The organism is Corynebacterium aquilae DSM 44791 (assembly GCF_001941445.1).
Lineage (GTDB): Bacteria > Actinomycetota > Actinomycetes > Mycobacteriales > Mycobacteriaceae > Corynebacterium > Corynebacterium aquilae.
Map to the genome: position 1 here is coordinate 2,489,665 of NZ_CP009245.1, position 14,419 is coordinate 2,504,083.

At 61.2% G+C, this 14,419-nt stretch carries 2 protein-coding genes; one reads left to right on the forward strand and one right to left on the reverse strand.

Annotation, left to right across the window (positions count from 1 at the left end; all coding sequences use genetic code 11):
• Positions 1 to 93 precede the first annotated feature (93 nt).
• Complete coding sequence (locus CAQU_RS10595) at positions 94 to 687, forward strand: hypothetical protein (RefSeq protein ID WP_075727574.1); 594 nt, start codon at positions 94 to 96, stop codon at positions 685 to 687.
• Between the two features lie 412 nt (positions 688 to 1,099).
• Here the strand turns inward: CAQU_RS10595 and CAQU_RS10600 are convergent, their stop codons facing one another.
• Entirely contained in the window at positions 1,100 to 14,335 is a 13,236-nt protein-coding gene (locus CAQU_RS10600) for a DUF7507 domain-containing protein (protein ID WP_075727576.1), read from the reverse strand.
• Positions 14,336 to 14,419: the final 84 nt, after the last annotated feature.

Genomic DNA, 14,419 nt, shown 5'->3' on the forward strand with positions numbered 1-14,419 from the left:
CAACAAAACTAGGTCTATGCCGGGTGAAACTAGTAGGCTATGGAAGAACTGACTTAACCACCCGAAGCCTTTAAATGGAGGGCAAGTAAAGTGATGTCCCGAACCGCGGTCGCACGCCGCGTCGCCGTAGCCGCCCTTGTTGGTGTCTCCGCCGCCAGCCTGGCCGCCTGCAGCGCCGGCCAAATTACCCAGACCTCCGACCAGGTTGCAGCCGTCGACGGCAACTCCGCTAACTCGGAGAACAACACCGTCGCCGTCCGCGACGTCACCGTCGTTATCGAGCAGAACAACGCCGCAGCCCTGAAGTTCACCGCCGTGAACCAGGATCCGAAGAACGTTGATCACGTCCTGAAGACCGTGACCATCAACGATATGGATGTTGATCTGCCGGGCGCACCGATCGCCATCAAGCCGGGCTGCTCCCTGGTTGCTGGCCCCGCCTCCATGGTGGATGAAATGCCGAACACCGATGGTGTCTGCATCAACTACATCGCCGTTCCGGTCGAAAATGTTGGCTTCGCTGCCGGCGGCAACCAGAACGTCACCTTCGAGTTCGACTCCGGAAACCTCGAGCTGCCCGCCACCGTCAACGGTGTCGTCCTGCCTGCAGGTGTCGAAGAGCGTAACGCCAGCCAGGACGTTGACGCGGTTCAGCACGGCGAAGGCCACGAGGGCCACAAGCACTAAGCTGCCCGCCTTGTTCTAGGACTTTTTTAAAGGACCGAGTCTCCCCCAGCCCGGGGAGGCTCGGTTTTTTCATGCCCTCCTCTCCCCTTTCGTCCGGTTGGCGCCGATGATGCTTGCTGCCGGCCGGCCCGAGAACTTGCGCCTCCTACACCTAGCACCTGGCGCCAACCTTGTTCATGCGGGGTTGATGCTGAATCTATGCCGGTGCCGGATTCACCGCACCGCGCCTGGATGGTGCTGACAGTCGCTTAGCACCCTGGGACGCGCTCAGGCGCCCTGACAATGCCGAAGGCCCCCTTGGAAGGGGTTTCCCTATGGGAAGCCTTTCAAGGGGGCCTAAGCGCGTGTGAGGGGCGTAAAGCCTGCCGTCACCCTAGCCCCGGTTGCCCGGGGTTAGGTGCTGGCGGTTGCTTTATCCTTCCTCGCGGCGGCGTCGTGCTGCACCGACCAGGAGTGCGCCTGCGGTGATGAGCAGTGCACCTCCGGCGACGATTCCGTAGACGCTCGCGCCGGTGTTAGCCAGGCTGCGAACTTCCTTGATCGTGCGCGGGATTCCCTTGGACGGGGTCTCCTGGGCCGGGGTCGGACGCTGCGGCTGCTGGGTGACACCCGGTGCCTGCGGGGCGTTGGGTGCCTGCGGGGCATCCGGTGCCGGTGCGGGCTGCGCAGGCACGGGCTGCTGTGCGCCCGGTGCCGGGGCATCGGAGCTGCCGCCACCGATGATCAGCGGGATGGTCAGCGGGATGAGCGACCACCACGGGATGTTGCCTTCGACGCTACCGGCCGGGGTACGGGCGGTGGTGACGGTTGCGTCATCCTCGTTGGAGGTGACCTTCTCGCCACCGGTGCTGGTGCCGGTTGCGGTCGCCTTGTTGACGACCACGCCGCGGGCAGCGTCTGCCTCAGTGATGGTGTATTCGCCACTGGTGCAGGTGGTGGAAGCACCCACCGGGAGGGTGGTGGCTTCGCAGGTGACGGTCACGCCAGCCTGCGCGAGCATCGGGTCGTTGATCTCCACGCCAGTCAGCTCGGTGTTACCGGTGTTGGTGACGGTGAAGGTGTAGACGACCTTCTCGCCAGCCTTGGCCGGTCCGGCGTTGTCGACTGCCTTGGACAGGCCCAGCGCGGGCTTGTCGGCCGGTGCGGTCGGCACCTGGAACTTAGCGACGGCCGGGTTGGACTTGATGGCAGTGCCATTGGCTTCCTTGGCCTGTGCGCCAGCGGTGTTGGTGACGGTGACCGCACGGGCGTCCGCTTCGGTGACCTTGTGAGTCTTGGTGCACTCGGTGGAGGCACCAGGCTCCAGGGTGGTCTCGCCGCAGACGAAGGGCTTGTCGCCGAACATCGGGTCGATGACGCGGACGTCGGTGACCTTCACGGTGCTGGTGTTGGTGACCTTCAGGAGGTACTCAACATCTGCGCCGACGGCGAAGGTCTTGTCGGCGTCGCCGTTGGTGATGGCCTTCTCCAGGGCGATGGCGCCGGCTTCCGGCTTAGGCTCCGGCTTCGGTTCCGGCTTGGCCGGAACGGTGAAGGTGGCGGTGCCAGGCTGGGAAGTCACGGTCTTGCCTGCCTCGTCGGCACCGGTTGCGGTTGCAACGTTGGTGACGGTCTTGGCTTCGGCATCGGCCTTGGTGACGACGTGGTCCTTGGTGCAGGTGGTGGAGGCCTTGGGCTCCAGTGCGCTGTCACCGCAGACGAACGGCTCGTCCCCGAACATCTTGTCGGCAACCTTGACGTCCTTGAGTGCAACGTCACCGGTGTTGGTGACCTTGAGCTCGTAGGTGACGGTTGCACCCTCGTCGAAGGAGGCACCGTTGGTGATCTTCTTCTCCAGGGAGATGGCGGGCTGACCCGGGGTCGGGGCGGGGGTTTCGGCCGGAACCTTGAACACGGCCTGGGCCGGGTTCGAAGTCACTGCGGGGCTGTCCGCATCTTCACCGGTGGTGCCGGTGGCGGTTGCCACGTTGGTCACGGTCTTCGCCTCGGCATCAGCCTTGGTGACGACGTGATCCTTGGTGCAGGTGGTCGAAGCCTTCGGGGCGAGGTTTTGTTCACCACAGGTGAACGGCTCGTCGCCGAACATCTTGTCCGAAATCTTGACATTGTGCAGTTCCACGTCACCGGTGTTGGTGACCTTGAAGCTGTACGTGACGTTCTGGCCCTCTTCGAAGGTGTCACCGTTGGTGATGGTCTTCTCGAGTGCGATGGCCGGGTTGGTCGGGGTCGGCTGCGGGGCGGGCTTCGCCGGGACGGTGAAGGCTGCCTTGTCCGGAGCGGACTCGACCGGTACGCCGTACTCGTCCTTGGCCTTGGCGGTCGCAACGTTGATGACGGTCTGCTTCTCAGCATCGTCGGGGGAGACGATGTGGGTTGCAGTACAGGTCGTGGAGATGTTGGGCTCCAGCTCGGTGTCTTCACAGGTGATTGCACCGATGATCATGTCATCGTCGATTGCGATGTCGCTGAGCTTCGTGGCACCGGTGTTGGTGACCTCGAAGGAGTAGTTAACGACGTCGCCTTCCTCGAAGCGCTTGTCCTCACCACCGTTGGTGATGGACTTCTTCAGGGAGATGGCCGGGACGGGCTTCACCGGGACGGTGAACTTGTCGTTGGCCTGCGGGGACAGCACCTGGTAGCCGGTCGGGTCGTTGCCTGCGGCCTGGGCGATGTTGACGACAGTGACGGCCTTTGCGTCAGCTGCGGTCACAACGTGATCCTTGGTGCAGGTGGTTACGCCCTTGGGCTCCAGTTCCTCGAGGCCACAGACGAACGGCTCGTCGCCGAACATCTTGTCGGAGACCTTGACGTTGGTCAGCGCGACATCACCGGTGTTGGTGACTTCGAGCTTGTAGGTGACGGTCTGGCCGACCTGGAATTCCTTGTCCTTGCCACCGTTGGTGATGGACTTGGTGAGATCCAGGCTGGGCTTGGTCGGAACCGGTGCGGGGGTCGGTGCCGGGGTTTCGGCCGGGACCTTGAACACTGCGGTACCCGGGTTAGAGGTCACAGTCTTCGCGTCATCACCCTCACCGGCGGTACCGGTGGCGGTAGCAACGTTGGTCACGGTCTTGGCCTCAGCATCAGCCGCGGTCACCACGTGATCCTTAGTACAGGTCACAGACTCAGTCTTCGGCAGAACCGCATCGGCAGGACCACAGTCGAACGGCTCGTCGCCGAACATCTTGTCGGCCACCTTGATGCCCTTGAGGTCAACGTCGCCGGTGTTGGTGACGGTGAACTCGTAGGTCACGGTCTCGCCGACCTTGAAGGTGTCACCGTTGGTGATCTTCTTGGCCAGTTCGATAGTCGGCTTGGTCGGCTCGGGCTGCGGTGCAGCCGGGACCTTGAACACTGCGGTACCCGGGTTAGAGGTCACAGTCTTCGCGTCATCACCCTCACCGGCGGTACCGGTGGCGGTAGCAACGTTGGTCACGGTCTTGGCCTCAGCATCAGCCGCGGTCACCACGTGATCCTTGGTGCAGTTCACGGACTCAGTCTTCGGCAGAACCGCATCGGCAGGACCACAGTCGAACGGCTCGTCGCCGAACATCTTGTCGGCCACCTTGATGCCCTTGAGGTCAACGTCGCCGGTGTTGGTGACGGTGAACTCGTAGGTCACGGTCTGGCCTTCGTCGAAGGATTCACCGTTGGTGATCTTCTTGTCCAGGGAAATACCCGGGTTGGTCGGGGTCGGAACCGGAGTCGGTGCGGGGACCGGTGCCGGGGTGACCTTGACGACCTTGAAGGCCTTCGACGGGGTGACTGCGGTGCCGTTCGGCGAGGTGCCGTTGGCCTCCGCGGTGTTGACGATGGTGCCGCTGGCCTGATCCTCCGGGGTCACCTTGTGCAGCTTGGTGCACTGGGTGGATCCGGACTTGACCAGGGTGTTGGTGCCACAAACGAACGGTTCGGTTCCGAACATCGGGTCGGTGACGGTGACGTTGTTGAGCTGAGTTTCACCGGTGTTGGTGACCTTCAGGGTGTATTCAACGTACTCGCCGACCTTGAACTCTTCACCGTTGGACTCCTTGGTCAGCTGCAGGGAGCTGGGCTTCGGGGCCGGGATGGTGAAGATTGCGGTGTCTTCGTTGCTCTTGACTTCGCGGTTTTGCGGGTCAAGGCCGGTGGACACTGCGGTGTTGCGGACGATACGGGTCGGGGATGCGGCCTCTTCGTCGGTTACGACGTGCTCACGGACACAGGTGGTTTGCTGCTTTTCAGCAAGTTCCTTGGTGCCACATTCGCTGGGCTCGCCGAACATGGGGTCATTGAGCATGACTCCGGTCAGCGGGACGTCGCCGTTGTTGACGATGGTGAAGGTGTACTTCACGGTCTGGCCGGCTTCGAAGATCTTGTCTTCGCCGCCGTTGCTGATGACCTTGGTCAGCTTCAGGCCGGGGTTGTTCGTCGCGGTCTTGATGGTCGCGCGGGCCGCGTTCGACGGAACGTTCTTGCCGTAACGGGTTTGACTGTCGGCGGTGGCAACGTTAGTGACGGTGCCTGCCTTGGCGTTGTTTTCCGTGACGGTGTATTCGCGTTCGCAGGTGGTGGACTTACCGACCAGGAGGGTGGTGTCGCCACATTCGAACGGTGCTTCGCCGAAGTTGGGGTCGTTGACCTTGACGTTGACGAGGTCAGCGCCGCCGACGTTGGTCAGCTTGAAGACGTAGGTGGCCTTCTCGCCTTCCTTGTAGACCTTCTCGGGATCCTTGACGGTCTTCTCGAGCACGAGGGCGTCTTGGGTACCGACCGGAACCTTTGCGGTGTCGGTGGGTGCGTTGTCCTCGGCGTAGATCGGCTCGTCACCGAACAGGCCCATGACGGCTGCGACGTTGACGATGTTGCCATCGTTGTCGGGCTCGGGCGCCTTATCCAGCGGCACGGACAACCAGCAGGTGGCGACTTCGTCAGGGATCATGGTGCCGAGGTAGGCGACGGTCTTGCCGTCGACCTCGGTGCGACCCTTGAGCTTTTCGCCCTGCTTGGTGGTGCCGGCGTGGCATTCGACGCTGTCAGCGACAGCGACCTGATCGTCGTCGATGTAGACCTCGGTCAGGGTGAACGGGGAGGGGTTGATGACCTTGATCTTCCACAGAACCTCGCCGTTGACCAGCACGGGGCTGGTGTTTTCGGCGGTCTTGTCGATGCCCAGCTTGGGGATACCGACGGTCACGGTTTCGGTGTCAGGGTTGGAGGTCGGGAGGAACTCCTCGCCGGTGCTGTCGTTCTGGTTCGGTCGCATTGCGCGAGCAATTGCGGTGTTGACCAGCTTGCCCTTGGCGGCGTCTTCCTCGGTCAGCTCGACGGGCTTGTCTGCGGTGCAGGTGATCGTCTTGCCGGGCTCGATGACATCGGGGTCACAGGTGACCTGGATGCCACGCTCTGCCAGGGTCGGGTCGGCGATCTTGGTGCCGTGCAGGGTGACGTTTCCGACGTTGGTGACGTCGAATTCGTAGCGGACGGTCTCGCCGGGGACGTAGGTTTCCTTGCGGACCTCGTCCTTTGCGAGTCGCTTGTCGAGTCGGATTTCGCTGCTGGGGGCAGGAACCTCAACGGTAGCTTCGGACTTCTTCGGCTCGAGCTTGTCCTTGCCGAACTTCGGGGTCATGGTGACTTCGTTGACCAGGGTTTCGCCTGCGTCGACGTCTGCCTGGTTGACGGTGTAGTCGGCGGTGCAGACGAACTGCTCGCCGGGTGCGAGGTCGTCACCGATCTTCCATTCGCCACATTCAAGCTTCAGCTTGTCCTTGTTGCCTGCTGCCCAGTTGTCGTCGAGGTCGACGTCGGTGAGCGGAACGTTGCCGGTGTTGCGGCCAACGATCGTGAAGTAGGCAACATCGTCCTTGCCGAGGGTGACGGACTTGTTTTCGGTGGCCTTGTCGCCAGCGGTGTAATCGACGGTCTTGTTGAGCTCGAAAGCGGGCTCAGCACGCAGCGGGGTGACCTTGGCGGAGCTGGTCAGCTCGTCGCCTTCGGCTTCCTCGCCTTCGTCGTCGGTGTACTTGAAGTTGGCGGTTGCCTCGTTGACCTTGTCTTCACCGTTGATGACGTCTTCCATGGTGATGAAGCCGTCGGCGACGCCAGTACAGGTGTAGGTTTCCTTCGGCTTGAGGGTGAAGCCTTCGTCGAAGGTGAACTTGGTGCCTGCGCTGGTTTCACAGGTGAACTCAGGTGCGTCCTTGCCCTTCGGGTAGGTGTCACCGATGGTGACGTCCTTCAGGGTGACGTTACCGGTGTTGGCACCGGTGATCGTCCAGGTCACGCCGTCGCCGGCTGCGCGGGTGACTGCCTTTTCACCATCAACGGTCTTGTTGAGGGTGAGGGCGGGTCGGGGGTCGCGCATGACGACGGTGGCGTCAGCGTCCTGGGTCAACTTGGTGGTGTCGCCCCAGCCGTTGGTGTAGTCGGCGGTGAGCTTGACGTAGTTGCGCAGGGACTGCTGTGCGTCCTGGTCGTCCTGGGTGACGGGGTATTCGCCGTCACAGACGAAGGTCTGGCCGGGGAGAAGGACGCCGGGGCCGGTGCCCATCTCGAAGTCGGCACCCTTGACGTCTCCGATGTCATTGGTGTGGCACTGGAAGGTCAGGGCCTCGTCCTTGGCCCACTCGTCGGTGAGCAGGGCGTTTTCGAGGGTGACGTTGCCGGTGTTTCCACCGTTGATGCGGAAGTAGGCGACTTCGTTGCCGTTGCGCTTGACGGTGTTCTTGTACTTGCCGTCGAAGGTGGGGGCAACTGCCTTGTCAACGGTCATCTGCGGGGATGCAGGCGGAACGTTGATGACGGCGGTGTCGTCGTCGGTCGGGGTGATCTTGGTGCCGCCGGACTTCTGGAAGACGGAGGTGACGACTGCCTTGTTGGGCAGGGGTCGCTGGTCTTGCATGTCGTCCGGGGTGACGGTGTACTCGGCAGTCTTGCAGATTGCGGAGTCCTTGGGCTCGAGCACGAAGCCGGCCTTCGGATCAACCTTGCTCTGATCGGACTGCTTGACACATTCGACGATGTCGAGCGGTGCCTTGTTGAGGTCGTACACCTGGGCGAACTGGTCGTCGATCTTGACATCAGTCAAGGTGACGTTACCGGTGTTCTGGACGGTGATGGTGAAGTGGGTTGCTTCACCGGGCTTGAGAACCTTGCGCTGTTCCGGACCGTCGCCGACGACCTTGGTGAGCTCGATCTGCGGAGCTGCCGGAGGCATGTGCAGGGTGGCGTCGCCGGATCCTTCGACGTTGACGTTTTCGGGATCCTGCGGGTCCACCTTAGAAGTTCCCGTAACAGTGACGTTGTTGACGATGTCTCGACCAAGGTTCACGTCAGCCTGGGTAACCGTGTAGGGCTCCGCCAGCTGGCAGCGAATCTCGTCACCCGGAGCCATGTCCAGGTTGCCGAGCTGAATCTTGTCTTCGCCCTTGTAGCACTCGAGTGCCGGGGTACCCTCAGCGCCGCGGAAGGAATCCTTGGCCTCAGAGTTGTAGTCGAAGATATCCGTCACATTGACGTTGTGCAGCGTGGAGGAACCGTTGTTACGGAACCAGAAGTCGAACTGCATTGCCTGGTCGGCAACAACGTCGCGGCTCTGCTTCTCCTCGTCGCGGTTGACCGGCTCGGAAGCGTCACGGGTGCGCTTGAACACGGTGATCGACGGCACGCCAGCCAACGGGGTAACCGTTGCAGAGTCCTTACGGATCTGCGGTTCGGCGTCGGGCTTGCCCGGGTGGCCGGTGACGGTTGCTTCGTTGGTGAAGGGCTTACCGTTGTCGATGTCGTCCTGGGTCAGGGTGTATTCACCCTCGCACAGTACGGACTCGCCAACCTGGAGGGTTTCGGTGCCGTCCAGCTTGAAGGATGCACCGTCCTTGCCGGAGCAGGTGAAGTCGATTCCGCGGAATTCGTCGTCCAGCTTGACGTTGTACTGACGCATGTTGGACTCGTTGGTGACACGGATGGTGTAAGCAACCTTGTCGCCAACGCGCTTATCGTTCACTTCCTGCTTGGCGTCGACGCGCTTATCGATGCTGATTGCACCGTCAAGCTGCGGCACGGTCACAGAGGCCTGCGGGTCGGGCTGGATGTTTTCAACGGTGGTTTCTTCACCGTCCGGGCCGGTGGCCTTGGCGGTGATGTGAACCTTGTTGAACAGCTCCTTACCAGCGTCGATGTCGTCCTGCGTCACCTGGTAGGTGGCGTAACAGGTCATCGTGGTGCCGGCAGCGAGATCCTGGCCGGGCTTCCAACCGCCGTCACAGCTCAGGTCGAGCTGCGGATCCTTGTCCCAGGTGTCAACCAACTGGACGTCACGCAGGGTGACGTTGCCGGTGTTGGTGAACTCGATCTTGAAGAACGCGTTCTGGTTCAGGTCACGCGGCAGGGTCGACAAGGTGGCCGTGTTACGGGAGTCACCCACGGTCTTGTTCACCAGAACAGACGGAGCTGCTGCCGGCGGCTGGATCGTGGCGTCGTCCTCTTCGCGCACCGGCATGGTGGCGTCAGGATTCTTCGGGTCAACAACCTTACCGGTCAGGGTTGCGGTGTTGGTGATCTTCTTCTGCGCATCCTGATCTGCGGTCGTCATTTGGTAACGAACGGTACAGGTGATGCGCTCCTGCGGGGCCAGGTTGCGAGAGCCGTTGAGGGCAACAGCCTTCGGCGGATCCTGACTGTCGAAGCAGGAAGTGATCTGTGCACCCTTGTCCTGATCCATCACATCTTCGAGGTTGGCCTCGGTGATGGTGACGGCAGAGTTGTTCACAATGGTGATCAGGAACTCAGCGTTTTGCTTCGCTGCAACTTCCTTGTTGTTGTCGAACTGGTCGTCGACAACATCGACATTGCGGACCTGCTTGACCAGGGACACATCCGGGGTGCCGTCCGGAACGGTGATGGTGGCCTTAGCCTCATCACCTTCGTAGACGGTACGCGGATCGGCCGGGGTGTAGTACTCACCGGTCGGCTTTGCAGTGTTCGGGATCTCGCGCTGGGCGTCAACGTCTGCCTGGGTGACCACGTAGTCAGCGTGGCAGGTTGCGGCCTGCTTCGGTGCCAGTGCGGACTGGCCCAGGACGAACGGGGCGCCGTCCAGGTCATCACAAGCAATGGCGGAGACGAACTTGCGGTCGCCGAAGTTGTCGGCAATGTTCACCTTGTTCATGGTGACGTTGCCGTCGTTGGTGACGGTGAAGTCGAAGGTGGCGGTCTCGCCGGCAGCCTTCTGCTTGGAAGCTTCGCCCTCAACCAGCTTGGTCAGGGTGAGGTGCGGCTCGGCCGGCTTCAGCGGAACCTTGGCCTCAGACTTCTGCGGGTCGATCGGCGGGTTTTCAAGGTAACGACCGGTGATCGATGCCTTGTTGAGCAGATCTTCCTGCTTATCGATGTCGGCCTGGGTGATGGTGCCATCAGCCAGCGGCTCGGAGATGCAGCGGTACTTATCGCCACGGGCGAGGTTTGCGCCTTCTTCGCTGAGAAGGTCGCCCTTGGCCTTGAGCTCTTCGCCTTCGTAGGCGACACCATCGGAGTTCATGATGGTGCACTGGAAGGTGAGTTCACCCTTGACCCAGTTGTCGGTCAGCTTGACCTGGTTCAGCGGGACGTTACCGGTGTTGGCGCCTTCGATGGTGAAGACAGCCTTGCCGTCAACTTCGCGCGGGGTATCCGGGTTGTCGACAGACTTCTCGATGCTCAGCTTCGGGTCGGCATTGTAGTAGCCGAAGTCGATGTCGCTGATGCGCTCGGGGTTACCACCGTTACGTTCCGGGGAGATGCCGTAGATCTGCAGCGGGTCAGACTCCCACTTGCCAACGTTGGCAGGGTTCTTGCCGGACTCGGTGTTGATCTCCGTATTGTCATTGTGACGAACCACGACCTTGTAGATACCTGCGGGCAGGTTCTTGAAGAGGTATTCGCCATTGGCCGGAAGCTCCAGGGTTTGAACCGGCTCAGTCTCGTTACACACGAGCTCGCCAGTGTCATTGGAGCAGGACAAAAGCACCACGTTACGGGGCGAACCCGGTGCCTCGCCGTTTTCGTAATCGCCGGATTCGTTCGCATCAACGTAGACGCGACCGGAGATTTCACCGGCGTAAACGCGGGTCTTCACGACCTGGGTTGCGGGAACCGGCGCGACCGGTCGGCCGGCGACACCCTGCACCGATACCGGACCAGCGCTGTTGGCGTAGACGTCGTCGGCGTGGTTACCACGGGTAGCGAAGGTCAAGACCGCAGCGTTGTATGCGCCACCGGGGAAGTTCTTGGAGGTGAACTTCAGCGCGGTGATCTTCTCGCCCTTACCCTGGTTCTTCGCCAGCTCAGCGACGATCTGCGGCGTCAGCGGCTTCCAGTCAGTATTGGAAGGCTGACGGTCGATATTCGGCGCGCGCTGATCGTCACGGTTAATGAGGTCCGGGCTACAGATTGCGGCCTGAGCATCAGGGGCAATACCGTTCGGACACATCGACACGGTCTCGGGCGGAGCGGTGGTGTAGTAGACATCGAAGAAGCCCGCCGGAACGACGGTCGGCATCTGGCTCAGCCAGTATTGGCCACTGTAATCACTTCCGCGGCCGTCCTCAGGGTAGGGCAGCACGTCAATGAACTCGGTGGCACCCAGCATGGAGTCGGCGGAACGGTCCGTCGAGGCCAGTGCCAAGGAGTGGCTGAAGGTGTTGTTCACCGGGATGAGCTTGTCATTCTCGGTCTTGGACAACGCGCCGGAGGACACCTCGGGCACCCAAATACGCATGGTGCCAATGCTGCTATTCAGCGGCTTGTAGTTGTTCGGCCAGGGATCGATGTTGTCGGGGCCGGCAACAACCTGCGGGGAATTCGGCGGGTCGCTCGGGCGCGGCTGCGGTGCGCGGGAATCGACCGGGCCGGCGCCAGGGGCGTTCGGGTCGGTGATTGCCGGGGTACCGGTGAGACGCCACTCGGACATGATGTTGAACTGGGACTTAGGACCAGTCCAGCCCGGGGTCACGAAGCCGAAGGTCGGCTGGTAGCCCCAGTCGGCGGCGTTGCCAGCGTTCTTAGACCAGGTACCGGAGGTCAAAACATCCGGCTTCTTCAGTGCAGGCCAACGGGGCACCAACGGGTCGTTGGAGGACTCGGTGGACAAAGCCCAGGTGGTCTCGATGTAGCGATCCTTGTCATAGCCACAATCCAGCGGATTGTCGCTCTTCGTGCTGGGATCTGCGTGAATGACAGCATTCGGGGGCAGCACGTCCGTGTCGGGCTCAAGACACTTGGAGAAGTAAAGACGGTTGTGGATACGGGTCTTTTCACCATTGGAAGAAACTCCGTTGATGAAGTCGTTACCGTTATTCCAGTTAATGGTCGGCACCAGCTTGAAGGAGTGGTGCGAGGGGCCGAGCTCGGTTGCCTGAGAGGTCTTGGAGTCGAGAGTGTTGCCCTGCGCGCTGATGGACTGGGTGGAAACGCCAGCCTCCGGGCGGGAGAACATAATGCGAGACTTGCGCAGCTGCGGAGCTGCACAGCCGCTTTGAACCTTCATGTAGTTGAAGGTTTCCATGTAGTCTTCACCGGCGGTGTCCTGGATGATGTTGTATCCGGGGTGCTTGCCGTCGAAGAGTTCGCGGGACTTTGTCGCGTCAATGGAGGACACGCGGTATGCCAGGGTGGTCGGCGCGGAGATTGCGCCGTCGCCCGGGAATGCAACATAGAAACCAGTGACTTCGTTAATTCCACCCTCGAAGACATTGGCCGGATCCGTGTTGAGATTCTTGCTGCTGTCGTAAGCGAGGGTCCAGTCTGCACCCTTACAGTCGATGGGCGCGTCTGCGTTGCCCTGGTTCACGAAGGAAGAGTTGGTGTAGTAGATCTTCGCGTCGGGGAAGATGCTCTGCAGTTCCTGTGCACGCCAGCCGTTGATGTACAGCTTGCCGTCCGACATGCGCTGGGTGCCTTGGGCCCAGCCGACACACATGGTGACGTCGGAGCCAGGGGACACGGAGAGCTTGACCTCGGAGGAGTTCACCGGCTCCTTGCCACCGTTGATGGCCATGGAGGGGCTGAAGGTAGCACTACGGGAAAGAATGCGGTCGTCCTTGCGGAAATCCTGGCAGCCATCAGCTTCCGGGTTTTCGTCACACTGATAGTGCTTGATGACGACGTTTGCCAGTGCACAGTTGTTGTTCGGCAGACCCTTGCCGCCGACAATGCCTTCGTCGTTGTTGGTGGTCGCAACGGAACATGCCTGACCGTTGCCGGGGTCAGTGGTGTTGTTGCCGTCGGCGGCGTTGCCAGCCAAACGCGGAATGTACATGCCGAGATCGTCGGCGGTCATGACGCGAGAGTCAGCACCCTGCTCGTCGACGGTGTCCATGCGGACGTTCCACTTGTAGGTGCCATCCTGGTAGCTGGAGACCGGCACGAAGAACTTGAAACGCGCCTGGCTACCGGACTGACCGGTGCTGGTGGTGTAGTGACGATCGAAGTAAGCGTTACCCGCATCGTCGAACTTGACCTCAACGTCCTGCCCCTCATAGGTGGCACGGATCTTCTTCATGTCCGCATCCGGCATATCGGCCGGCTTTTCGAGCATGAATCGGGTCATAGTCGACTGGGAGACACCATTGTCAATACCAATGGTCTTGTCGTACTTGCCGGGGATCACCGACGCGTAGGTCTGGTCCCAGGACTTCGTCAGGTTGGAGACAGCGGAAATACCGATGTATTCCTCGGACTTCTCAGCGGGATCCTTCGGGGCGTCATCGGCAACACACTCACGATCGGAGTTCGGATCCAGATCAACCTTGGGAGCCGGACGATCGAAGTAGGTGAAGTTGCTGTCCACCAGGAGCTGGTCGATGCGCTGATCCATGCGGTTAACAGCGAGGACGTTCAGGTCCTGGTCAGCCTTAGCAATGCCCACTTCCTTGCCGCTGGTGTCGCGACCAACGAAGACCTCGGCACCCATGCGCCAGGAACCGGCCTGATTCTGGGTGGCCTGGTTCTTACGGCGGGGCTCAACGGTGGAAACCATTGCCTTCCAGCCGATCGACTTGGTCACACCCGGGGAGGGAGCGAAGGTGAAGGTGTAGCTGCCGTCCTTGTTACGGACGTAGCTGACGGTGTTGCTGTTGGTCAGCTGGTAGACGATGCTGGGCTCCATTTGGGGAGTACCCATGCCCTCGATCGGCTCAACGTCAGTCCACTGCGGCATGATCGTCATGGTGACGGGCTCTTTACCGGTGCGGTAACTGAAGCCAACGTTGTACAGCGCGCCAACACCGTCGCCGGCACACATGTTGTTGTCATCGGGCGACTCATCGCCGATGGGGTAACCCATGTCCTTGGTGACGACACAGGGCCTATTCTTCGAGTTCGCGGGGTTCTGGCCACGGCCAGCACCCTCGAAGTCGATGGTCATTCGCACGAAGACTTCGCCATCGGAATACTCAATCGAGCGGTCCGGGTCGAAGGCTTGGGGCTCCATTACGACGCCATCGTCTTCGGCAGCATCATCGCCCGCAGCAACCTGGGCCAACAGGGCCGGCTGCTGCGCAGCATCTTGATGCACTGCAGGCTGTGCGTGAGACACGGCAGGCTGCGAAACCATCGCGATGACGACAAAGAGAGATCCGAGCAACGCAACGACACGTGTCGCGAAGTCCCTGATCGGGCTTGTCTTTAACATCTATTCTCCAAAAATCTTTCGATCACAGTCCCTGGCATGGACTCTGACCGTAAGCGGCGTGAGCCTCAAAGCGTCTGACCTGCA

What these genes read in the sequence shown, in the direction of transcription:
- CAQU_RS10595 (WP_075727574.1), top strand. Translation starts at nt 94, where the DNA reads ATGTCCCGAACCGCGGTCGCACGCCGCGTCGCCGTAGCCGCCCTTGTT.
- CAQU_RS10600 (WP_075727576.1), bottom strand. Translation starts at nt 14,335, where the DNA reads ATGTTAAAGACAAGCCCGATCAGGGACTTCGCGACACGTGTCGTTGCG.